We start from the raw sequence: 25,246 nt of genomic DNA, 5'->3' as shown, positions 1-25,246 counted from the left end.
ACAGCGTAAAGAAAGTCTTGATATAACTGATAGCCTACACGCAAAGCAGGGCTCCCTTTCAGTAAGCGATCCACAATATCGGTCTCTGTTAAATGAGCTTTGAAGCCAGGTCGCCAAAGGCGTCGAGTATAATCAAGCTTGCGTTCATCTTTTTGAAGAAGTTTCCAGTATCTTTTTAATTGCTTACCTAATTGATAGTGTTTTTGTTCTTTGCTTTTTAATAGTTGGTTCGTTTCTTTGATTCGATGATTGCGAAAGGTACGACCAATATGTTGGACGATGTGAAACCGGTCAATAATCAGCTGTGCTTTTGGAAACAGCTTTTTAACGAGCGATACATAAGGAGCGTACATATCAATCACGATCCATTCGACCGCTTCACGAATTTCTCGTGAAAAATGACTAAAATAACGTTTTAAAAAAGGCAGTTGTCGGTTCTCGACAATGTCCAATAAGCGCTGTGTTTGTCCATCCATCATGATGAAACTCATAGCACCTGAAACACCCCGAACTGATTTGAATTCATCAAAACAAAGTACCTTAGGTAACGGTGTCCGAAAAGGATTCAACGGACGATAAAATCGCTTCATAATACGGTAAACAGAAGAGACCGATAGATTTTTCTGAGCGGCGATCTCTGTCATTGAGGTATTTTTTTTCAGACGAGTCACGACAGACCAGCGGACTTTCTCACTGATGAAACAATGTTTTTTCGCAACAGAAGTATCTGCGACAAAGGTCCGCTGACAAGCTTTGCATTTGAAGCGTTGCTTTTTCAATTCGAGGTAGGTACGGTATTCAGAAACATCGTTCATTAACAACCGGACGGTTGTTGTACCCCAACGCACAATATCTGAAGCAATCTGGTGTTTACAGTGGATGCATTCTTGGGCTGTATAAATCAAGTTTCCACGATAAATATGACAGATTTGCCCTTTGTATTTTTCTTTTGTGAGACAATTTTCGTTAAAAGTAACTGATAAGTCTAGAATATCTAATGTTTCTTTGATAAGGTGAGTGTAAGACATCTTGATTCCTCCTTTTGGGTTGGTTCGCCAAATTAATTCTAAAGGATTTCAAGGTGTCTTTTCTATATGTTTTGGAAAATAAAAAAGATGCTGGTGTCATCCACCAACATCAAAAAGTATAGAGCCTTAATAATAAGGGCAAAAGCATTTTTTTAATAGGTTCCTTTAATGACAAAATAAGAGCCGCGAATGGTTCCAGCTAATTTTGATTTTTGACGAGCAAATTTGAATTTTCCTTCAAATTCTGCAGGGATTGCCATACCATCTGAAAGTTTAAACCCAACGGCGCGTTTGCCTTCCTCAGCTAATGTGTACATCACGTTAACTGCTAAGCCGTTTTCATAAAATACATAGGCCATTTTTATGCCATCTAAAGTGAAAGAAGAAATTTCAAGTGGCTTGTAAGGGAAATGTAACGCTCGTTCCAATAAAATTTTTTCAATCCAGGTCAATGTTTCTGGAGCTTCAGAGGCAGGGACGGTCGTAAAGCGATGTTTGTATTTATTCCAAAAATAGCGAGCTTCATTCGCTCTTAGTCCAGCAAGGGCAGGTGCCACTGGTGAACTTTCTAAACCAAGAGTGGCTACTTCTTTAAAATCAACTGTATAAACCATGAATTGATACTCCCATCTTTTCTTTTAAACTAAGTATAACGGTAGCAGGGGTAACGAACAATTATTATTACTTAAAAGAATGAAATTGGGACAGAACGATCGGCTTCGGAAAATGTTAAGGTTTCCGAATGCGTAGGTTCTGTCCCAAAGAGTATTTTAAGATTTGGTTATTTCGTGATAAGTTATACGCTTGTGCTTACTTATTGGCATCTAAGGTAACTTTTTCATCTGCCGTAGTCGTTTTAACATCTACTGTATAAACAAGTTTATTGTTATTTTTGGTTAACTTCCAAGTCAAAATACGTGGAGAAAGTCCTCCAACTTCTTTTTTTGCTTTGGCTAAAACGTCGTTAACAGCGCCTAATTCTTTGACTTCAGCAGCTGAAAAGGCTGTCTCGTTTTCGCCAAGTTGATTTGCTTCAGTATTTTTGGTGACTTTTCCTGTTTCAGGATTCTCGTAAAGTGTTTCTGTCTCGTTGGTAAAGATATAGCTGTAGTCACTTGCTGGTTCTGTATCAAATTGGACATTTACTAATGGTTTGCTGTTGCCAGCTTCTTTTTCGTAGATTTCAGCAGCTTGCTGCAAACTAACTTTGTACTTAGTATCTGTGACAGCATCTTTTCCTATGCCACAACTAGCTAAAATAAAAATAGCTCCTAAAAGTGAAAAAAATAGTAAAAATGGTTTTTTTAACATGAAATTACCTCGTTTCCTTTTATTAAGTATTCACAATCATTTAGTATACGGAGGTTTTATAAAAATTACAAACAAAAAATAATCCTTTAAGAGAAATTAAAGGATTATTTTTTGTTATTTATTCTGCACGTAAAGCAACTGCCGCATCTTTTTTCGCTGCCATTCGGGCAGGAATATGGCCACCAATCATGGTTAAGATTGTGCTAATTACAATCAAAATAATCCCGTGAATTGGATTTAAGGTGGCAACATTTTCTAAATCAGTCAGGTTATAGAGCACTGCATTGATCGGAAATGTTGCGAGAAAGGCAATCACAACACCAAGAATACCAGAGGCAACGCCTAAAATAGCAGTTTCGGCATCAAACACCCGGGTAATATCTTTTTTACGAGCTCCTAACGCTTTCAGGATACCGATTTCTTTGGTCCGCTCAATGACAGAAGTATAGGTGATAATCCCAATCATAATCATACTTGTAACAAGGGAAATCCCAGCAAATGCAATCAGCACATAGGTGATGGCATCCATTAAACCACCTGTTAAGCGGGTCATTGTTCCAGCTAAATCAGAATAAATGATTTGGTCTTTTTTATCTTTTCCTTTGTTATAAGCATCTAAATAATCAAGAATTTTATCTTTTGATTTGAAGTCGTTTGGATAAATCATAATACTTGAAGGGATTTCATTCGCTCCTAAATAAGACAACAGGTTTTCTTTCGCGGAAGCATCTAATGTTTCGTTAGTCATAACGTTAGTATTGCTGGCTTCTTGCGCTTTAACAATATCAGAGGTTTTGTTTTTGGCAATCATATTAGTTGAAAGTGCATCGCTATAAGCAATTCCAGGTGCTAATAGATTCATTGTTGAAGAATCTTTAATTCGCAAAATCCCTGAAATTGTTAATTCGGTATTTTCTGGATTATCGTAAACAGCTTGCAAATCTTGGTTAGGAATGAAGTTGCCTGTCGGTAATTTGGTGTAAAATGCATTATTATTGGCTAATTTCATTTTTGTGCCAACAATGTCTGAAAAGGCAATCTTTTGATTATCTTTCACGTCAAAGCCAAGATTTTTTAAAGCATTAATATTGGTGGTATTGTTACTATCGACGATTAAAACGACATCGGTTTCTTTTTCTGGATAATTTCCTTCAAGCAACGAGTAATTGTCTTTTAAGAAATTGTTTTTTCCATTTTCTAGTTGTTTAGGAAAAGCAGAAACGCCGACGCCAGTTTGGGCAGCCATCATAGAAGTCATCGCGTTTGATTGACCATCAGGTGCATCGTTTGAAAATTTGACAGCTTGTGCTTTCCCGTTGATTTCTCTTAATAAGTTCATATTGACTAGACGAGTATAGCCGATATTATTACTTAATTCAGGATCAATGTGATTGACATAGTCAATAAATTTTTGATCAATTAAATTCGTGTGTTGCGCACGGTCCGCATCGCTAATTTTAGCAGTCACTTCTTTTTCTTTCGGGAAGGTGCCTTTTTTGTCCTGATTATTGAAACTTTCTGGATCTTGATCTGTCGCTATTTTAGAAATGGTAATCGGAAATTGCGCTAACGTTTCCGACTGAGTTTTATCAATTTGTTTCTGGAATCCTGTTGAAAGAGAAAGGACAATCGCGATACTGATAATTCCGATACTTGAAGCAAAGGCGGTTAAAAAAGTTCGCCCTTTTTTAGTGCGGATATTATTAAAAGATAAACGCAGCGCAGTCGTGAATTTCATTTTGGTGCGTTTCAATTCGAAAGGTTCTTTTTTTTCATGTTCAATATGAGGACGCGAGTCATGCCGAATTTGGCCATCTGAAAATTCAATAATTCGATCAGCGTATTCATGAGCTAATTCAGGATTGTGGGTCACCATAATGACTAATTTTTCTTTCGAAAGTTCTTGGATAAGTGCCATAATTTGCAGACTGGTTTCTGAATCCAATGCACCAGTTGGTTCATCACAAAGTAAAATATCGGGATCATTAGCTAAAGCACGAGCAATGGCCACCCGTTGCATTTGACCGCCAGATAATTGGGAAGGTTTTTTATGGATATGGTCCTTCAAACCGACACGGATGAGTGCATCTTCGGCTTTTTGGCGTCTTTCTGCTTTTGAAATACCACTCAGTGTCATACCAAGCTCGACATTATCCAAAATCCCTTGATGACTAATTAAGTTGTAACTTTGAAAAATAAAACCAATTGAGTTATTCCGATAAGCATCCCAATCGGCTTCTTTAAAATTTTTTGTTGATTTGCCGTTAATGATTAAGTCACCAGAATCGTAATTGTCCAATCCGCCAATCACATTCAACATCGTCGTTTTACCAGAGCCACTGGGACCCAGAATGGCTACAAATTCTTGTTTTCGAAAAGCGACAGAGACGCCATCTAAAGCTTTAGTGGTCGTTCCGCCGACAGTATAATATTTTTTTATCTCTTTGAGTTCTAGCATATTTTTCGCATCCTTCTTCCAATTTATCAACAACACAACCTTAAGTTAGTGTATAACGTAACATAATAGTTAACAAAAATCAATCATTACCATTTGATAATCAAGTGAATTTAGTATACACTAGGTGGGAAACGAGGGAGAACATATGGATAAAGAGAAGCATTCATCAAATTTAGATATTAGTGTCTTTACTGAAATTTTTTCATATATGAGCCAATTGCTTTTTAAAGACCTAGACTTGGAGGATCTAAAATTAACAAAGTTAGACATGTTAATTTTATTAATTGTGGCAACGAATGAAGGAATCAGTATGACAGAGTTAGCCAACCAAGTAGGAACGTCGAAAGTTCAAGTGAGTCGCTCTATTGCGGGGTTAGAAGAACGAGCGATTGTTCAACGTCGCCATAATCAAGAAAATCGCCGCGTGGTTAATGTTTATACGACAAAAGAAGGCGAGAAGCTCTTTAAGCAAAAAGAAAATCAAGTAAAACAGCAACTATCTGAAACGCTTAGTGTTCTTTCCTTAGAGGATTATCAAGAGGTCAATCAACACTTTTTGGCGGTCATGAAAATTTTGTCCAATTATCAAGCGCTACGAAGAAAAACGTGTAAGGAAAACAACGCCAAAAAATAAAAAACATCGTTTGGCTATAAACCAAACGATGTTTTTTCTAGCCTTTGACAGAGCCAGAAGTCACGCCTTCTACATAGAAACGTTGCATTACTATAAATAAAATAGTAATTGGAATGGCAATTAGCACACATCCAGCTGTAAAAGCCATGAATAGTGAATTGGCTGTTGATTTGGTCATCATCGAAAAGAGACCAATCGCAACGGTGTAATTTTCAACTTTATCACCCATAATAACTTTTGCGAAAATAAAATCCATCCAAGGGCCCATGAAGGCGGTTAAAGAAGTATAGACAATAATTGGTTTTGACAATGGCAACGTAATTTTTGTGAAAATTTGCCACTTGTTGGCACCGTCAATCATAGCCGATTCGTCTAAAGCCATCGGAATGGTATCGAAGAACCCTTTGGCGATGTAAAAACCTAGCGCCGAGCCTGCAGAGTAAACCAGAATTAAAGCGAATAAACTTTCAGTTAAATTTAAGGCTTTTAAAATATAGTAAACGGCAATCATGCTCATAAAACCAGGGAACATATTTAAAACGAGCGCCACTTTTAAAAATGGTTTTCTTAAGCGGAAACGCAACCGGGACAGCGCATAAGCCATTGCGATTGTAATGAAAGTTGATAACAGACAGCTTGCGATGGAGACGAACAAGGTGTTCAAAAACCAACGGACAAAGGGGAAGTTGCCAGTCTGATTTGTTAATAATACTTTATAGTTTTCTAAAGTGAATGTTTTGGGAATGATATAGGGAACAAATGCACCGCCTTCGCCACGAAAACTTGTTAAGATAATCCACACAATGGGGAACATCCAAAAAACTGCTAAAATGGTTAGAATGATGTAAACGCTGGTAAGTGCAGTGCGTTGTTTTTTTTGGTAACTTTTTGCTTTAGCCATAAGTTACGCCTCCTTAAATGAATTCGTCCGTGTATAGGCAATTAAACTGAAGACTGCGGAGAGAATGAAGATTAAAATACCAATCACAGAGGCTAAATTGTAATCCATTGTATCGACAGTCAATTTGTATAGCCAGGTAACTAAAAGGTCAGTTGAGCCTGCACCGTAGAAGTTAGAATTGGCTGGACCACCGCCTGTTAATAGATAAATGACATTGAAGTTATTGATGTTGCCAATAAACTGTTGAATCAGCGCTGGGGTCATCACAAATAGAATTTGTGGAAATGTAATACTTTTAAAAATTTGCCATTTATTGGCGCCGTCAATTCTAGCAGCTTCAATTTGATCTTCAGGGAGATTTTGGATAATCCCTGTAGAGATTAACATCGTAGCAGGAATACCAATCCACATATTGACAACAATAATGGTTAATTTTGCCCAATTCGGATCTGTTAAGAAGGGGATAGAAGAATCGATTAAGCCCCAGTTTAACAACAGAGCATTGATAGGTCCGGAACCATTTAAGAGGTTTCGCATAATTAAAAGTGAAACAAACGGAGGTACGGCCATCGTGATAACAAAAATAGTCCGCCAAAACGCTTTATATTTTAAGCCTTTTGTATTGATAAGCAAGGCTAAAATGATTCCAAAAAAGAAACAAGTTGCGGTTGCGAAAACAGCCCAAATCAAGGTCCAGCCAAGTACTGGAAAGAACGTTGAAGCCATATCGCCTGTGATTACATTACCTAGATTTGCCAATCCAACCCAAGTAAAAAGGTTTTTCGGTGGCAAATGGTTATGGTCGTAGTTGGTAAAGGCAATTGAAATCATATATAACAACGGCAAGATGGTAAAGAAAAGAACGCCTAGTAAGGGGATCGTCATTAAAGTTGCATGGAAACGTTCGTTTAACAAGCTACGTAAATCATCCATAGTTGTTGGAATTTTTTTGCCGGCTGTCTTTAATTCATATAGGTGACGGGCGCTTTTTAAATTGATTACATATAAAATGATTAGCGATAAACAGACTAAAATTGCTGCAATTCCGAATAATAATAAGAGCATTGAATTATCGCCTTCTTTTAGAACTTCAATCCCTAAAGAATCATCATATACTAATCCTTGCTGTTGGGTCCCTAGTGTTCCTAGCATCATTAATGCGTGGAAACCATTACGGATTAACCAATAGATAAAGCCAATTTCAGCTGTTAAAAAGATGATTCCCTTTAACCACTGCTTGTTGGCGAAGTTTGCAGCACCCATAACTAAAAAAGATAGTTTTGTAGCGAAGTCGCCTTTTTTAAAGACCTCTCGAAATGACGTCTGGGCTTTCTTTTTCTTGAACATCTTCGTTCACTCACTTTCTACTTAAATAAAAAAGATAGAGGAAATGGGACAGCAGATTGAAGCTCGTCCCATTTCTTTACTCTTTTTATTCTTTTGCTTCTTTTGATGTGTCTTGGACTAATTTATCTAATTTTGCTTGATAATCCGCAGGTTTGATATTGCCTTTGTACGTATCATTGATCACTGCATCCATCGCAGGCCAGAATGAAACGATTTCTGGGATTTTTGGCATTACCACAGAGTGGGTTGGTTGCGCCATTTCTAAGATAGCTTTTGCAACAGTATCTTGTGTAATTTCTTCGTTTGTTTGTAATTTTTTGTTTGAAGGGACAAAGCCGATTTCTTTGAAGTAAGTCATTTGTGCTTTTTCACTGGTTAAATAGTTTGCTAATGTCATTGCGGCCAATGGTGCTTGTGTTTGTTGGTTGACAGCAAAACTACGAACGCCCAAGAAAGCTTTCATTTGTTTTTCTCCATTGCCAAAATCAATGGTTGGATAGGCAGCAGCCCCCATTTTGTCGCCAAGAGCTTTTTCTACATCGTTTTTAGACCAAGGACCAGAAAGGAAGGCATCCGTTTTGCCAGAACCTAGATTAGACAATGCTTCTGTATTTGATTGGATCACACCAGGATTATTTTTTTGATCGGCAATCCATTGTAATACTTCTATACCTTGTTGGTTGTTAAAGTTGGTACCTTTTGGATCTTCGCCATTTTCACCATATAAGTAATCGCCGTTACTCATAAATAGAGGACCGAAGATATAATTTGCGCCATCTTCGCCAAAATTGGTACCGATTTTGCCTTTTTCAGTTAAAGACTTCCAAGTTTTGATTTCCTCTGGAGAATACGTATCTTTGTTATAATAAAGAACTTGTGACTCTACGGCATAAGGGTAGGCATAGACTTTGTCTTTCCAAGTGACCCCTGCGACTGCCGAGTCAATATTATTTTCTTTGACTTCTTTTTCATATTTTGTGTTAGGGTAAATCAGACCAGCTTCTGCCATTTGACCAATTTGATCATGTGGCATCATGAAAACATCTGCGGCAGCTTTAGGATCTTTTGCAATGTCTTTTTTAGCATCTGCCGAATTTCCAGCAGTTAAGTTAACTTTAATATTGGGGTTTTCTTTTTCAAAATCGGCGACAACTTTTTTAAAGACGCCCATATATTCAGTATCAACCCATAATTTTACGTCACCAGCTGCTTTATTTGCTGAACCGCTTTCATTTTCAGCTTTCGTTTTTTCTGCACCACCACAGGCAGTAAGTAAAACCGCGGAAGCACTTAAAAGGATACCGCCCATTAAAATCTTTTTCCAATTCGCTTTCATTTTTGAACCCTCCAAAAATTATTTTTTACAAGTCTTATTATGCAACCGATTGCGGAAATAATCAAGTGTTTTTCATCGAGAAAGTTAAAAAAGTTTTTTTGTTATAAATAACATACTGTTTATTTGAAGTGGTGTATACCACTAATTGAGCATTTTAAATAAAAAAATAAAAAAGGGTATACAAATGCAATCGTTTGCGCTAAAATGTGTTCGAGTATTAGAAAATACACGAAAAGCGACAATTAAAGGAGAGAATTAAATGAACACTGCTGCAATCTACCATCGTCCAGAAAGTGAATTTGCTTATCTTTATACAGAAGAAACAATGCATATTCGTTTGCGTACGGCAAAAGGCGACATTGCCTCTGTCCAATTAGTGCAAGGAGATCCTTATCTTTTAGGGAAAGAAAAGTGGTACCAACAGTCGTTAACCATGGAGAAGTTAGTATCTACGGAGTTATATGATTACTGGTTTATTGCATTAAGTGCAAAATTTAAACGCCTTTCATATGCTTTTACTTTAGTAGGGACGGATGGCTTGACGGCGTTTTATGGCGAACACGGCATTTATCCTTTAGAAGAAAAGTATTTAGAGATGGCGAATAATTATTTTCGGATGCCGTATTTTCATGAAGTCGATCGTTTTAAAGCACCTGAATGGGTGAAAGAAACGGTTTGGTATCAAATATTTCCAGAGCGTTTTGCAAATGGTGATCCCGCCAATGATCCTGAAGGGACGTTGCCGTGGGGATCTAAAAGACCAGATCGACAAGATTTTTTTGGTGGGGATTTGCAAGGGGTGCTAGATCATCTTGATTACATTGAAGATTTAGGTGTTAACGGCTTATATTTTTGCCCAATTTTTGAAGCGTTTTCTAATCACAAATATGATACGATTGATTATTTAAAAATTGACCCAGCTTTTGGTGATGGCGCTATCTTTAAGCGTTTAGTCGAAGAGTGTCATCGACGGGGCATTAAGATTATGTTGGACGCCGTTTTTAATCATATGGGGGACACTTCGCCTCAATGGCAAGATGTGTTAAAAAATGGCCAGGACTCAATTTATGCCGATTGGTTCCACGTAAATGAGTTTCCAGCTAGCTATGAAGAAAGTGCTGATTTTGAAGAAGCAAGCAACATTACCTATGATACTTTTGCATTCACTCCGCATATGCCTAAATTAAATACAGCAAATCCAGAGGTGCAAGCCTATCTTTTAGAAATTGCTCGTTATTGGATTGAGGAATATGATATCGATGCCTGGCGTTTAGATGTGGCAAACGAAGTGGATCATGCGTTCTGGAAAAAATTCCGGCAAACATGTGATGACGCAAAAAAAGATTTTTATATTTTAGGAGAAATTTGGCACTCGTCGCAAAGCTGGCTCCAAGGAGACGAATTTCATGCAGTGATGAATTATGCATACACAGATGCGATTATGGGCTACTTTGTCAAGCAAGAACTGTCCTTGGAAAAGATGCTTTCTGAAATGAACAACCAGTTAATGCTTTATCGACAACAAACGAATCAAATGCAGTTTAATGTTTTAGATTCCCACGATACACCACGCTTATTGCATGAAACGAAAGAGGATAAAGAGTTGATGCGCCAAGTATTAGCGTTTACGTATATTCAACCAGGCGTCCCTTGTCTTTACTATGGTGATGAAATTGGTATGACAGGTGATATGGATCCTGATTGTCGTCGTTGTATGGTTTGGGAGGAAAATCAGCAAGATTTGGATTTGAAGGAATTTGTAAAATCATTGATTGCCCTTCGCAAAAAGTATGCGGCTGTTTTTTCTGGTGGAACAATCGATTGGACAGGAACTTCTTTTGAAACGGGGTTGATTAGACTCGCTTGCCGTTTGGAGGAACAAACGATCTATGGGATTTTTAATACTGGCCAAGAGACACAATTTGTTGATAGAACTGATCGAGAAGTTTTGCTAAGTTCTTCTATCGAAATTGCTTCAGAACAGATAATGGTTTTACCAAAAGGTTTTCTTTTATATCAAGCATAATAATTAAGCAAAGGAATGTGAAGAAGAATGGAAAAACATTGGTGGCAAGAAGTCGTGGTTTATCAGATTTATCCTCGCAGTTTTAAGGATAGCAATGGAGATGGCATTGGAGATTTACCAGGAATTATTGAAAAATTGGATTATTTGGAAACGTTAGGCATTGGGGCTATTTGGTTATCGCCAGTTTATCAATCACCCAATGATGACAATGGTTATGACATTTCTGATTATGAAGCGATTATGACAGAGTTTGGGACGATGGCGGATATGGACCGTCTAATTGAGGAAGCGAAAAAGCGAAAGATTGAAATTATTATGGACTTAGTGGTTAACCATACGTCAGATGAGCATCGTTGGTTTATTGAAGCGAAAAAAAGCAAGGAGAACCCCTACCGAGACTATTATGTATGGGCTGATCCTGCTTCAGAAGGCGGTGTGCCTAACCGATTGAAATCTGCCTTTTCGGGTTCGGCGTGGACGTTTGACGAAGCGAGTGGGCAATACTATTTGCATTTGTTTAGTAAAAAACAACCAGATTTAAATTGGGAAAACCAACAAATGCGTCAGTCGGTTTACGAGATGATGAATTTTTGGATTGATAAAGGAATTGGCGGTTTCCGTTTAGATGTAATTGACTTAGTGGGTAAAATTCCAGGAGAAGAGATCACCGCGAATGGCCCTCATTTACATCGTTATTTACAAGAAATGAACGCCGCGACATTTGGTGGCAAAGAGCTGTTAACTGTAGGTGAAACATGGGGGGCCACACCTGAGATTGCAAAAATGTACTCTAGTCCAGAGCGTCATGAATTATCCATGATTTTTCAGTTTGAACATATGAGCTTGGATCAACAACCAGGTAAAGAAAAATGGGACCTTCAGCCAATGGAAGTTGCCAAGTTGAAACAGGTTTTTGCAAAATGGCAAACAGAATTAGGAAATGATGGCTGGAATTCTTTATTTTGGAATAACCATGATTTACCGAGAATGATTTCACGTTGGGGAAATGATCAGGAATATTGGTTGGAAAGTAGTAAGTTATTCGCTATTTTACTGCACATGATGAAAGGCACACCTTATATTTATCAAGGGGAAGAAATTGGTATGACCAATACGCCGATTACAGATATTCGTGAAGCGCGGGACATCGAAACGATTAACATGTACCATGAGTATCTAGAAAAAGGATATTCTAAAGAAGAAATTTTGCTGAAAATTAATACTAAAGGTCGCGACAATGCACGCCGGCCTATGCAGTGGACCGCTGAAAAAAATGCGGGCTTTACGACTGGTACACCTTGGATTGATGTTAATCCCAATTATCAAACGATTAACGTCGCTGCTGCTTTGGCAGATAAAAATTCACTATTCTATACGTACCAAGAAATGATTCGTTTGAGAAAAGAACATCCTTTAATTGTTTGGGGCAACTTTGAATTGCTGGAAACAGTGGACGAAGTGATCAGTTTTTATCGTACCTATGGTGAGGAACGCTGGCTTGTTGTAACGAACTTTTCTGACAAAGTTCAGCCATTTTCTGCAGATGTTTCTGTAGAACAAGTAATGATTGAAAATATGCCGACTGATGTCACTGCTTTAGCAGACTATTCGTTAGCGCCTTGGCAAGCATTTGTTGTGAAAGTGAGTCAATAAGATGGACCAATGGTGGAAAAATGCTGTCGGTTATCAAATTTATCCTCGGAGTTTTAAAGATAGCAACGGGGATGGCATTGGTGATTTGCAGGGAATTATTGAGAAATTACCGTATTTAAAAGAACTAGGGGTCGATTTTTTATGGTTAAATCCGATTTACACTTCGCCGAACGTTGACAATGGTTATGATATTGCGGATTATCAAGGGATTCAGCCAGAATTTGGTACGATGGAAGATTTTCAAGAACTTTTGGACCAAGCGCATCAATTAGGTTTGAAGATTATTCTTGATTTAGTGGTCAATCATACAAGTGATCAACATCCGTGGTTTGTTGAAGCGAAAAAAAGTTTAGATAATCCGTATCGTGAGTATTATTTATGGGCCGATGCGACACCAGATCGTATGCCGAATGAATGGCAAAGCTTTTTTGGTGGCTCGACTTGGACGTATGACGCGGGTACAAAGCAAGCATATTTTCATGTGTTTGCAAAAGAGCAACCTGATTTGAACTGGAAAAATCCTAAAGTTCGTGAAGAGATTTATGCGATGATTCGCTGGTGGTTAGATTTGGGAATTGATGGTTTCCGATTGGATGCGATTAGTCATATCCAAAAAGAACCTTGGGATTTTAAAATTACCACGAATCCGTGGGCTCCATTTATGAATGTAAAAGGCATTGAAGACTATATGCTGGATTTGAAAGCTATTTTTGCTGAGTATGACATCATGACAGTGGGGGAAGCTAGTGGCGTTTCAAGTAAAAAAGCGGTGGAATGGACCAATGATACCGGCTATCTGAATATGATTTTTGAATTAGAGCACAATGTTCGAGAAGGAAAGCCAGGAGAAGAACGGTTAAATATTTTAGGCTATAAAAAAGTAATGGCTCGCTGGCAAAAGCATTTAGGGACAGAAGGCTGGAATGCATTATATGTAGAAAATCATGATAATCCCAGAATCAATTCAATTTTAGGCAATGAAACCTCTCATTCTGCTAAGGCGATTGGAACAATCGCCTTGCTCTTGCGAGGAACGCCGTTTATTTATCAAGGACAGGAAATCGGCATGGTTAATTATCCGTTTCAACAGATTGACGAGTTAGATGCTAAAGATTCCCATAACCATTATCGTTTGCTTATAGAAAATGGCTACGATGCGAAACAAGCATTAAAAGAAGTGGCGCATTGGACGCGGGACCATTCGCGTACGCCTATGCAGTGGACGAATCAAGAGGCAAGTTCATTCACCTCGGGGCATCCTTGGTTAGCAATTCATCCCAATTTCAAAGAAATAAATGTGGCTGATCAAGAAACGGATGCACAATCCGTGTTGAATTATTATAAAAAGTTAATTGCGCTGCGGAAAGAAAATCCAGTCTTTACAGATGGACAGTTTGAACTATTAGCGCCCAATCATCCGTCTGTTTTTGCTTTTTTAAGAAAAACAACTGAGGCAACAGCGTTAGTGATTGTCAATTTAAGTGGAGAAAAGTGCCAATTTGACTTGCCGAATAAATTACTAGGCAGAAAGTGGCAACAATTGTTAGGGAATCAAGATTTTACGGTGAAGAAACGGATGCAGTTAGCACCTTATCAAGCAGGGGTCTTCCAATAACTGATTTGTTCTATAACGAGTGCAAAAGGCTTACTTTTAAGTGGGGCTCTTGCACTCGTTTTTAGGAACTTCAACAACCGAGAGACTTCATAAATAATTGAATTTTTGCAGAAATGCGTTATACTTACTTTGGGTAAGTTATTTAATTTTATGAAAGTAGGGGGAAATGATGCCGAAAACACGTGTAGAAGCATTTACAGATGCAGTCATTGCGATTATTTTAACGTTGTTAATTTTAGAATTAAAAATTCCTGAAAAAGCAGATTGGTCTGCTCTGACCCAATCTGGACACAAAATCATTATTTATTTAATTAGTTTTATTACTTTATTAATTTATTGGAACAATCATCATCATTTATTTCAAAGTGTCCGTAAAATTGATGGACGTGTCCTTTGGATGAATAATTTTTTAATTTTGACGTTGACGTTTTTCCCGTTTGTTACTGGTTGGGTAGGTGAACATCCGTTTTCTTGGCCGCCACAAGCTTTGTATGGCTTAGTAGTATTAGGAGCTGACGTTGCTTATTATCTAGTGGTGCGGGCATTGATTCAGGCAAATGGGCCCAAATCCGAAGTACAACGTTTGTTTGGCCACTATCCAAAATTAACGCTTTCGATTGTGTTGAATATTATTGCGTTGATTGTAGGCAAACTAGTAGCGCCAATCGCTGTTCTGATTATTGATACGATTGTTTTAGTCATGTGGTTTATTCCTGAGCGAAAAGCAGAAATAAAGGAAATTTTAAAGTAGTTATTTTTTATTTATAACAAAAAAGTCATAAATCTTTTGACAAGAATGTCAAACTCCTCTATTATAAGAAGTGGATAAAAACTGAATAATTGTTAGGTGAGGCTCCTATTTGGACAAATGCTGCTGCCGCGAAAGGATCGAGAGACCCTTAGTTGGTTGAACAGGAATAATCGTGAAGGTTATTCATAATGTAGCTGATACATGTTATCTACGCCCTATAGTGCTAAAGCTCAACGATAGAGAATCTTATTTAAAGATGGTATTTTGGGACGTACTCTATTGTTGAGTAGGTCCTTTTTTGTGTGTTTGGCAAAAAAACAATTATTCACTGGAAGTATAAATAAGAAAAAGAAAGGATGACTGTCATGGAAGACCCTGGAAGTGAACAGAGAAACAAAATACAGTCACCAACGAAAGGAGAAGATTTTAGCGCTCTTTTCGGCAGGTGACCACAACCTTGGAGGAAAAGAAAATGATGAACAAAAAAACAATGGATATGAGAAAAGCAACCAAAGATCAAGAATTACGTAAATTGGCGTTGCTTTCTGAACGGGAATTAATGATGGAATTACGGACATCTGAAAAAGGACTCTCGAATGAAGATGCCGAAAAAAGATTAGAGGAATTTGGACCAAACGAAGTTTCTGCACAAAAGCCAACCCCAGCAATTATTTTATTTTTAAGTGCATTCAAAGATCCATTTGTCTATGTCTTAGCCTTATTGATGGTCGTTTCAACTTTAACGAAAGATTTCGAAGCCGCTATCGTGATGGGCGTGATGATTTTAGCCAGTGTCTTGATTGCTTTTATACAAGAGTATCGTTCTCAAAAAGCGAGTTTGGATTTAAAAGAATTAATTGAAAACACCGCTGCAGTGACACGGGAAGGAATTACGAAAGAAATTCCAATGGACGAAATTGTTCCAGGAGACATTGTAACTTTAGCTACAGGAGACATGATTCCTGCAGATGCCGTGTTGATTTGGACCAAAGATTTATTCGTTAATCAATCGTCGCTAACAGGCGAATCCATGCCTGTTGAAAAATTTGTGGATGCAGGTGTGGATCGTCAACAAACAGAGGTTTCTGCATTAGATATGCAAGACCTAGTGTTTATGGGCACAGATGTCTTGAGTGGACAAGGAAAAGCGATTATTTTAAAAACTGGGCAACATACATTTTTTGGTGATATTGCTAAAAATGCTACAACACAACGAGGAAAAACTAGTTTTGACTTAGGCTTAGCAAAAGTCAGTAAGTTTTTATTACGAATGGTAATGATTTTGTTTCCAATCGTTTTCTTGATTAATGGTTTAACTAAAGGTGCTTGGGGCGAAGCGTTTTTCTTCGCGATTGCCGTTGCAGTTGGTTTGACACCAGAAATGTTGCCAATGATTGTTACGAGTAACTTAGCCAAGGGTGCATTATCCTTATCGAAACATAAAGTCATTGTTAAAGAATTAGCGGCTATCCAAAATTTGGGTGGTATGGATGTGCTCTGTACAGATAAGACTGGAACGATTACCGAAGATCGTGTAGTTTTGGTTCAACATTTGAATCCATTGGGTGATTTGAGTGACGAGGTTCTAAATTTAGCCTACTTAAATTCTTCTTATCAAACAGGTTGGAAAAATTTAATGGATATTGCCGTTATTAATTTTTATGAAGAGCATCAATGGAAAACGCCGTTTAAAAATGTCACTAAAATTGATGAAATTCCTTTTGATTTTTCCAGACGCCGCTTAACGGTTGTCGTGAATGCAGATGATCATCAATTGATGATTACGAAAGGCGCCGTGGAAGAAATGGAAGAAGTGTGCACGCATGCGCAAATTAATGGCGAAATTGTACCATTAAGCAGTGCTGTACGAGAAGAACTACGCCGAGTGAATGTTCAAATGAACAAACAGGGGATGCGTGTGTTAGCGGTAGCTGTAAAAAAAGATGTCCACAAAGAAGCAGTTTATTCAGTTGAAGATGAAAAAGAGATGACATTGATTGGATTTATGGGTTTTCTTGATCCAGCAAAAGAGTCAGCCGTCAGCGCTATCCGCTCCTTACATGAACATGGTGTCAACGTGAAAGTGCTAACGGGCGATAATGACATTGTCGCCAAAAAAGTCTGTAAAGATGTAGGTATTGAAGTTTCCCATGTGTTATTAGGTTCTCAAATTGAAGCAATGACAGATGAAGAGTTGCGGGCGCAAGTGGAAGAAACTAATTTATTTGCCAAATTAAATCCGATGCAAAAATCTAAAATTATTGAATTGCTACAAGCAAAAGGTCATACGGTTGGTTTTATGGGGGATGGCATTAATGATGCACCGGCATTACGAAAAGCTGATGTGGGCATTTCAGTAGATACTGCAGCTGATATTACTAAAGATGCTAGTTCGATTATTTTACTGGAAAAAAGTTTAAATGTACTGGAATCTGGTGTGATTGAAGGACGAAAAGTATTTAGCAATATGATGAAATATATTAAAATTACCATCAGTTCTAATTTTGGGAATGTCTTTTCAATTTTAGTAGCCAGTGCCTTTTTACCATTCCTACCAATGCTTTCCTTACAACTCTTGATTCAAAATTTGATTTATGATGTGGCTCAGTTGACAATTCCTTGGGATAATGTCGATGAAGAAGAGTTATTAAGCCCTGTTCGGTGGGAAACGAACGGGCTAGCGAAATTTACGGTATGTATTGGCCCGGTAAGTAGTATTTTCGATATTCTAACGTATCTTGTCATGTGGTTTGTGTTTAGCGCCAATAGTTTGGCAACTCAACATTTATTCCAAACAGGTTGGTTTATGGTGGGACTTGTTAGTCAAACGTTAGTTGTTCATATGGTCCGGACGCGGAAAATACCATTCATTCAAAGTCGTGCATCAATGCCTGTGATGTTAAGTAGTTTAGGCGCAATTTTACTCGGTTTCCTGATTGTAGCAACGCCTATAAGAGAGGTTTTTGACTTTGTGAAACTTCCGGCTAACTACTGGCCATGGTTCTTTGGAATCATCATTGCGTACATGTTAACTGTTGAAGTAGCTAAACGTTTATATATTAAAATTACCAAGGAATGGATTTAGTAAAATCTACTGAAAGAGAAAAGAAATTGCTAAGCTGTATTACTCGTTTTGCGAAAATTTGGTGATTTTACGTAATGAATGTTCGTGATAAAACCTAAGGTAAAGTATTTGTTAAAAAAACGAGCCCAAAAAAATAAAAATTAACGAAAAAAACTTTGTTCTCTAAAAAATAAAAAACCGCATGCTGAGTAGGTTACTCGGCTGACGGTTTTTATTTTTTGGTTTTTTCAAGATAATTTTCATGAAAACGCAAAGTTCGGAAATCAGATTACTAGCCAGTTCGGGGATAAGGGGGCTCAAATTAATAGAACTGTTATATAATATTTTCAAAATAGAATATAACAGTTGGGAGAAAAATAGTACAGAAGAAGTGTGGAACAGAAACCGTTTTCTTGTTTGTGAAAATTATCACTAAACCGCAAAAACATGCGGTTTTGCTCTTTTGTGAAAAAATGAAGAAATTAGAGTTTTTTTCTTGCGCTTTTTCGAATTTAGTGATAATTTGTTAAGTGTAGTCGATAAAAAGTAATACAGTTTCGCACTCTGTTTTACTTTTATCGAAATTAAAGAAACGTAATAGAGAGGATTGTGTGACAAAATGGCAAAGGCTAAGAAACAAAAACCTATTGACTTTAAAGAGCTAATGGCTAAAGTCGACGCTGATTTCCCAACTTTCCAAATCTTGGATCAAGATGGAAAAATTGTGAATGAAGATTTAGTACCTGATTTATCGGATGAGGAATTAGTTGAATTAATGACACGCATGGTTTGGTCTCGTGTGTTAGACCAACGTTCTACTGCATTAAACCGTCAAGGACGCTTAGGATTCTTCGCGCCAACAGCTGGACAAGAAGCAAGCCAATTGGCAAGTCAATTTGCAATGGAAAAAGAAGACTACTTACTACCAGGTTACCGTGATGTACCTCAACTAGTACAACATGGTTTACCATTAAGAGAAGCTTTCTTATGGTCTCGTGGTCACGTAGCAGGGAACTACTACGCGGAAGATTTAAATGCATTACCACCACAAATTATCATTGGTGCTCAATACATCCAAGCAGCTGGTGTTGCTTTAGGATTGAAAAAACGTGGAAAGGAAAATGTTGTATTCACTTATACTGGTGACGGCGGTTCTTCACAAGGGGACTTCTATGAAGCAATTAACTTTGCTGGTGCTTACCAAGCAAACGGTGTCTTCATTATCCAAAACAATGGTTTTGCGATTTCTACACCTCGTGAAAAACAAACAGCGGCTAAAACTTTAGCTCAAAAAGCTGTTGCAGCAGGAATTCCTGGTATTCAAGTTGATGGTATGGATCCATTAGCAGTTTACGCAATTGCAAAAGAAGCACGCGATTGGTCAGCTGCAGGAAACGGTCCAGTTTTAATTGAAACATTAACCTATCGTTATGGTCCACATACTTTATCTGGAGACGATCCAACACGTTACCGTTCAAAAGAAATGGATGACGAATGGGTACAAAAAGATCCATTGACTCGTTTCCGTAAATATCTAACAGATAAAGGCTTATGGTCTGAAGCAAAAGAAGAAGAAATTATTGAAAAAACAAAAGAAGAAATCAAAGTAGCGATTGCAGAAGCGGATAAAGCGCCAAAACAAAAAGTTTCTGATTTCTTGAAAAATATGTTTGAAGTTCAACCTCAAACAATTAAAGAACAAATTGCATTTTATGAAGCGAAGGAGTCGAAATAAAAATGGCACAAAAAACTATGATCCAAGCAATTACAGATGCCTTAGCTCTTGAATTAGAGAAAGACGAAAATGTCTTAATCTTCGGTGAAGACGTTGGTAACAACGGTGGGGTTTTCCGTGCAACTGAAGGTTTACAAGAAAAATTTGGTGAAGACCGCGTCTTCGATACACCTTTAGCTGAATCTGGTATCGGTGGATTGGCTTTCGGTCTTGCCTTGCAAGGTTACCGTCCAGTTCCTGAAATCCAATTCTTTGGTTTCGTTTTTGAAGTATTTGACGAAATCGTTGGTCAAATGGCTCGTACGCGTTACCGTATGGGTGGAACTCGTAATATGCCAATTACTGTTCGTGCCCCATTTGGTGGTGGTGTTCATACACCAGAACTTCACTCAGATAACTTAGAAGGATTAATCGCACAATCACCAGGTGTTCGTGTTGTTATTCCATCAAACCCTTACGATGCAAAAGGACTATTAATTTCATCAATTCGTAGCAACGATCCAGTTGTCTACTTAGAGCACATGAAATTATACCGTTCATTCCGTGAGGAAGTGCCAGACGAAGCTTATGAAGTGCCTTTAGATAAAGCGGCTGTAACTCGTGAAGGAACAGACGTATCAATCATCACTTACGGCGCTATGGTTCGTGAAGCGATTAAAGCAGCTGATAGCTTAGCGAAAGACAATATTTCAGCAGAAATCATTGACTTACGTACAGTGGCTCCTTTAGATGTGGAAACAATTATTAACTCTGTTGAAAAAACTGGCCGTGTGGTTGTCGTTCAAGAAGCACAAAAACAAGCTGGCGTTGGCGCTATGGTTGTTTCTGAAATTTCTGAACGTGCCGTATTATCATTAGAAGCACCAATCGGACGTGTATCTGCTCCAGATACAATCTTCCCATTCGGGCAAGCAGAAAATATCTGGTTACCAAATGCGAAAGATATCGAAGCAAAAGCTAGAGAAATCGTCGAATTTTAATAGTTATTCGAAGTAGATAAACGAAGAATTAAACAGGTGGAATACGGCTATAGGCATGAAATGTTCAGCTACTATAGTCGTTTCCCCGCGTTTTGCTCCTAAGAAAATAGACAGATCCAACGAAGAAGGGAAGACTTAAAAAATGGCTTATCAGTTTAAATTACCGGATATCGGTGAAGGGATTGCCGAAGGCGAAATCGTTAAATGGTTTGTAAAACCTGGCGATACAATCAACGAAGACGATACGTTATTAGAAGTACAAAATGACAAATCAGTGGAAGAAATTCCATCACCAGTAACAGGTACTGTAAAAAATATTGTTGTACCAGAAGGAACAGTTGCAAACGTTGGTGACGTGTTAATCGAAATCGACGCACCTGGTCACGAAGATAACGATGCAGCACCAGCAGCTCCTGCACAAGAACAAACACCAGCACAACCTGCTGCTGTACCAACAACAGAAGCAGCTGGCGGATTTTTCCAATTCAAATTACCAGACATCGGTGAAGGAATTGCCGAAGGCGAAATCGTTAAATGGTTCGTTAAAGCTGGCGACACAATTAATGAAGATGATTCATTATTAGAAGTACAAAATGACAAATCAGTAGAAGAAATTCCATCACCAGTAACAGGTACTGTAAAAAATATCGTTGTACCAGAAGGAACAGTTGCCAATGTTGGTGACGTGTTAGTTGAAATTGACGCACCTGGTCATAATTCAGCAGCACCGGCAGCCGCAGCACCAGCTACTGACGCTCCTAAAGCGGAAGCATCAGCTCCAGCCGCTTCAACAGGCGTAGTTGCAGCCGCTGATCCAAACAAACGCGTTTTAGCAATGCCATCTGTTCGTCAGTATGCGCGTGAAAAAGACGTTGATATTACACAAGTAACTGCAACTGGTAAAGGTGGCCGTGTCATTAAAGCGGATATTGATGCCTTTGTCTCTGGTGGTTCTCAAGCAGCACCAGCTACTGAAGCTGCCGCAACAGAAGCAGCACCTAAAGCGGAAGCAGCTGCACCTAAAGCAGCGCCAAAAGCCTTTACTTCTGATTTAGGCGAAATGGAAACACGTGAAAAAATGACACCAACACGTAAAGCAATTGCTAAAGCAATGGTTAACAGCAAACACACTGCTCCTCACGTAACATTACATGATGAAGTAGAAGTTTCTAAATTATGGGATCACCGTAAGAAATTTAAAGATGTTGCTGCTGCAAATGGTACAAAATTAACATTCTTACCATACGTTGTAAAAGCATTGACTTCAACTGTTCAAAAATTCCCAATCTTGAATGCATCAATCGATGACGCAGCACAAGAAATTGTTTACAAAAATTACTTTAACATTGGTATCGCTACTGATACAGATCATGGCTTATATGTACCAAATGTTAAAAATGCTAATACGAAGAGCATGTTTGCTATCGCTGATGAAATCAACGAAAAAGCAGCATTGGCTATCGAAGGTAAATTAACTGCACAAGATATGCGTGATGGTACAATCACAATTAGTAACATTGGTTCAGTCGGTGGCGGCTGGTTTACACCAGTAATCAACTACCCTGAAGTTGCTATTTTAGGCGTTGGTACAATTGCACAAGAACCAGTTGTTAATGCAGACGGCGAAATCGTTGTGGGACGCATGATGAAATTATCATTAAGCTTTGACCACCGTATCGTTGACGGCGCAACTGCTCAAAAAGCAATGAACAACATTAAACGCTTATTAGCTGATCCAGAATTACTATTAATGGAAGGATGATTAACAAATGGTAGTAGGAGATTTCGCCATTGAACTAGATACAGTCGTAATCGGAGCTGGTCCTGGAGGATACGTTGCCGCAATTCGTGCCGCAGAAATGGGTCAAAAAGTTGCGATTATCGAACGTGAATACATCGGAGGCGTTTGTTTAAACGTTGGATGTATTCCTTCAAAAGCTTTAATTGCTGCTGGACATCATTACCAAGAAGCACAAGATTCTTCAACTTTTGGTGTAACAGCTAAAGGAGTCGAATTAGACTTTGCAAAAACACAAGACTGGAAAGATAACACAGTTGTTAAATCATTAACAGGCGGCGTTGGCATGTTATTGAAAAAACACAAAGTGGAAATTATTGAAGGCGAAGCATTCTTCGTTGACGAAAATACATTGCGTGTTATTCACCCAGACTCAGCACAAACTTACTCATTCAATAATGCTATTGTAGCAACAGGTTCTCGTCCAATTGAAATCCCAGGATTCAAATTTGGCGGACGCGTGTTAGATTCTACAGGCGGTTTAAACTTAAAAGAAGTTCCTAAAAAATTCGTTATTATCGGTGGCGGTGTCATCGGTGCTGAATTAGGTGGCGCTTATGCTAACTTAGGTTCAGAAGTAACAATTTTAGAAGGTAGCCCATCAATTTTACCAACTTATGAAAAAGATATGGTTAAAGTTGTCACAGACGACTTCAAGAAGAAAAACGTAACAATCGTGACTTCTGCAATGGCTAAAGAAGCTGTTGACAATGGCGATAGCGTCACTGTTAAATATGAAGTTAACGGAAAAGAAGAAAGTGTTGAAGCAGATTACGTAATGGTCACTGTTGGACGTCGTCCAAACACAGACGACTTAGGCTTAGAACAAGCGGGCGTTGAAATTGGCGAACGTGGTTTAATCCCAGTTGACAACCAAGGACGTACTAACGTGAAAAACATCTTCGCAATCGGCGACATCGTACCAGGTGCTGCGTTAGCGCATAAAGCAAGCTACGAAGCAAAAATTGCTGCTGAAGCAATTTCTGGTAAGAAAGTTGCAGTTGATTACAAAGCAATGCCAGCTGTTGCCTTTACTGATCCAGAATTGGCAAGCGTTGGTATGACTGTTGCAGAAGCAAAAGAAGCGGGAATCGAAGCAAAAGGCTACAAATTCCCATTTGCTGGTAACGGCCGTGCAATCTCTTTAGATAAAACTGAAGGATTCATGCGTTTAGTTACAACTGTAGAAGACAATGTCATCATCGGTGCACAAATTGCCGGTGTCGGTGCAAGTGACATGATTTCTGAATTAGCTTTAGCTATTGAATCTGGCATGAATGCAGAAGACATTGCTTTAACAATCCACCCACACCCATCATTGGGCGAAATTACTATGGATACAGCTGAATTGGCTTTAGGTTTACCAATTCATATTTAATAGTATCACTTTGTCGCACGACAGATATAATGCGCCTTTTGCACTTGTTGCATTAGCCACAGCAAGTGCAAAAGGTGTAAAAAAAACAACGACTTCTCGGAGTCGTTGTTTTTTTTATGCTCTGTTCTTTCTTTTACGGTATTTAAGAGGTGTTTCACCCGTTTCTTGTTTAAAGATACGGACAAAATAGCTATCTTCAACAAACCCTAAATCTTCACTGATTTGGGCGATCGTTTTATCTGTCTCCAAAAGAAGCTGTTTAGCCCATGTGATTTTTAATTGTCGATAAAATTGACTAAAGGGAATACCAAACTCCTCTTTTAATAAACGACTTAAATACGTCGGTGTCAAATGAACAAGGTCTGCCAGTTCTTGTAAATTTAAACGCAGCGATTTGTTTTCCCAAAGGGCATCTAAAACCGGTTGTAATTGCTTATTTTTAGTTTGATAGGCACTTGAAGGAGTTAATTGAGCAGTTAATAAAGTTTGTTGAATATCTTTTTGGATCATATTCAATGGCTCCAGCTCTTCTTTTCGCGAACTAATCTGTAAGGATTGTTTGTACGTATTGATTAAATAATCTTTTTTGATGGCTTCAGAAATAATATATTGGCTTAGATCAGCGATTAATGTCGCGCTCTTTTCTAAGTCTGCTAGTTCTAAAACGGGGTATTGTTGATACAGCTCTTGGTGTGTTACTAAAAATTCTTGAATGAAGGCATCATTCATGGTTAAAACCTGTTCTAACTCTTCTTGGTGATCTTCGAGCAAAACTTCACCAGCCATAATGGCTCCTACATACTGGTCATCAACAATAATGGGGATGGCCATATCAACGATGTTAAAGTGACAGCGGTAGATAAAAGGCTGACCAGTGCGAACAGCTTCCAAGCCACCACGAGCATCACATTTTTCACAAAGTTTCGAGAGCTCAGGGGAGTGACGTACCAGTTGGCAAAAGGGTTGAACTTGGCTATGTTTCGTCACAGGTCGACCTTTATAATCGACTAAAATAATGGCTAAACGAGTGCTTAAGGCCAATGATTCTTGCAATTTTTCCCACTTTTCTAAATCTAAAATATTTTTTAATTCTACAGTCATAAGGCAATCCTTCAATCTAAAGTTTAAAAATCATAATATTTTATTATTTCACAAAATAATTCTATCATTTTTTTGCAAGAAAACGATACCAAAAGTTCAATGCTTTTTTGGTGAAAGCGTTTTATACTAT

At 38.2% G+C, this 25,246-nt stretch carries 18 protein-coding genes and 1 riboswitch; of the genes, 10 read left to right on the top strand and 8 right to left on the bottom strand.

What is annotated here, in order from left to right:
• The 4 genes from KQI94_RS11035 to KQI94_RS11020 form a co-directional block, all read right to left on the bottom strand.
• Positions 1-1,028: ISL3-like element IS1251 family transposase (locus KQI94_RS11035; protein WP_216454298.1), on the bottom strand; the 1,028-nt coding region annotated here is incomplete at its 3' end.
• 152 nt (positions 1,029-1,180) lie between these two features.
• A complete protein-coding gene (locus KQI94_RS11030; protein ID WP_002369498.1) occupies positions 1,181-1,642 on the bottom strand; it encodes a hypothetical protein in 462 nt (153 codons plus the stop codon).
• Positions 1,643-1,838: 196 nt separating this feature from the next.
• Positions 1,839-2,339, bottom strand: coding sequence for a plasmid sex pheromone cAM373 precursor (gene camE / locus KQI94_RS11025; protein WP_253296170.1), 501 nt, complete (start codon positions 2,337-2,339; stop codon positions 1,839-1,841).
• A 118-nt stretch (positions 2,340-2,457) separates the two neighbouring features.
• Entirely contained in the window at positions 2,458-4,797 is a 2,340-nt protein-coding gene (locus tag KQI94_RS11020; protein ID WP_002369497.1) for an ABC transporter ATP-binding protein/permease, read from the bottom strand.
• Between the two features lie 124 nt (positions 4,798-4,921).
• Between KQI94_RS11020 and KQI94_RS11015 the strand changes: the two genes are divergently transcribed.
• On the top strand, positions 4,922-5,431 hold the full coding sequence (locus KQI94_RS11015; RefSeq protein ID WP_002365578.1) for a MarR family transcriptional regulator: 510 nt from the start codon (positions 4,922-4,924) through the stop codon (positions 5,429-5,431).
• Positions 5,432-5,468: 37 nt separating this feature from the next.
• Here the strand turns inward: KQI94_RS11015 and KQI94_RS11010 are convergent, their stop codons facing one another.
• The 3 genes from KQI94_RS11010 to KQI94_RS11000 form a co-directional block, all read right to left on the bottom strand.
• A complete protein-coding gene (locus tag KQI94_RS11010; RefSeq protein WP_002369496.1) occupies positions 5,469-6,332 on the bottom strand; it encodes a sugar ABC transporter permease in 864 nt (287 codons plus the stop codon).
• 3 nt (positions 6,333-6,335) lie between these two features.
• A complete protein-coding gene (locus KQI94_RS11005; protein WP_002357775.1) occupies positions 6,336-7,679 on the bottom strand; it encodes a sugar ABC transporter permease in 1,344 nt (447 codons plus the stop codon).
• Between the two features lie 85 nt (positions 7,680-7,764).
• Positions 7,765-9,015 (bottom strand): extracellular solute-binding protein, encoded by a 1,251-nt coding sequence (locus KQI94_RS11000; protein ID WP_002386682.1) that lies wholly within the window; start codon positions 9,013-9,015, stop codon positions 7,765-7,767.
• Between the two features lie 259 nt (positions 9,016-9,274).
• Between KQI94_RS11000 and KQI94_RS10995 the strand changes: the two genes are divergently transcribed.
• The 9 genes from KQI94_RS10995 to lpdA all read left to right on the top strand — a co-directional run bounded on the left by KQI94_RS10995 (position 9,275) and on the right by lpdA (position 24,015).
• A complete protein-coding gene (locus tag KQI94_RS10995; protein WP_002369494.1) occupies positions 9,275-11,041 on the top strand; it encodes a glycoside hydrolase family 13 protein in 1,767 nt (588 codons plus the stop codon).
• A 27-nt stretch (positions 11,042-11,068) separates the two neighbouring features.
• On the top strand, positions 11,069-12,694 hold the full coding sequence (locus KQI94_RS10990) for an alpha-glucosidase (RefSeq protein ID WP_002369493.1): 1,626 nt from the start codon (positions 11,069-11,071) through the stop codon (positions 12,692-12,694).
• Position 12,695: 1 nt separating this feature from the next.
• Positions 12,696-14,309, top strand: coding sequence for an alpha-glucosidase (locus tag KQI94_RS10985; RefSeq protein WP_002369492.1), 1,614 nt, complete (start codon positions 12,696-12,698; stop codon positions 14,307-14,309).
• A gap of 169 nt (positions 14,310-14,478) precedes the next feature.
• The gene (locus KQI94_RS10980) at positions 14,479-15,060 is read left to right on the top strand and encodes a TMEM175 family protein (protein ID WP_002390160.1); all 582 of its coding nucleotides are present in this window, start codon (positions 14,479-14,481) and stop codon (positions 15,058-15,060) included.
• Between the two features lie 81 nt (positions 15,061-15,141).
• Positions 15,142-15,309, top strand: a riboswitch (M-box (ykoK) riboswitch).
• A gap of 196 nt (positions 15,310-15,505) precedes the next feature.
• Positions 15,506-18,145, top strand: a complete 2,640-nt coding sequence (mgtA, locus tag KQI94_RS10975; protein WP_002385942.1) for a magnesium-translocating P-type ATPase — start codon at positions 15,506-15,508, stop codon at positions 18,143-18,145.
• A 598-nt stretch (positions 18,146-18,743) separates the two neighbouring features.
• Positions 18,744-19,859, top strand: coding sequence for a pyruvate dehydrogenase (acetyl-transferring) E1 component subunit alpha (gene pdhA / locus KQI94_RS10970; protein WP_002357768.1), 1,116 nt, complete (start codon positions 18,744-18,746; stop codon positions 19,857-19,859).
• Between the two features lie 2 nt (positions 19,860-19,861).
• Positions 19,862-20,839 (top strand): alpha-ketoacid dehydrogenase subunit beta, encoded by a 978-nt coding sequence (locus KQI94_RS10965; RefSeq protein ID WP_002357767.1) that lies wholly within the window; start codon positions 19,862-19,864, stop codon positions 20,837-20,839.
• A 142-nt stretch (positions 20,840-20,981) separates the two neighbouring features.
• Positions 20,982-22,601: a dihydrolipoyllysine-residue acetyltransferase gene (locus KQI94_RS10960; protein ID WP_002357766.1), complete on the top strand. Its 1,620-nt coding sequence runs from the start codon at positions 20,982-20,984 to the stop codon at positions 22,599-22,601.
• Positions 22,602-22,608: 7 nt separating this feature from the next.
• Entirely contained in the window at positions 22,609-24,015 is a 1,407-nt protein-coding gene (gene lpdA, locus KQI94_RS10955) for a dihydrolipoyl dehydrogenase (protein WP_002357765.1), read from the top strand.
• Between the two features lie 114 nt (positions 24,016-24,129).
• Here the strand turns inward: lpdA and KQI94_RS10950 are convergent, their stop codons facing one another.
• Positions 24,130-25,116, bottom strand: a complete 987-nt coding sequence (locus KQI94_RS10950) for a PocR ligand-binding domain-containing protein (protein WP_002382271.1) — start codon at positions 25,114-25,116, stop codon at positions 24,130-24,132.
• Positions 25,117-25,246: the final 130 nt, after the last annotated feature.

Origin of the sequence: Enterococcus sp. S183_ASV_20 (assembly GCF_018919685.1) — a bacterium.
Lineage (GTDB): Bacteria > Bacillota > Bacilli > Lactobacillales > Enterococcaceae > Enterococcus > Enterococcus faecalis.
The sequence above is the reverse complement of the archived record's forward strand: the minus strand, read 5'-3'. Positions and strand labels throughout refer to the sequence as shown.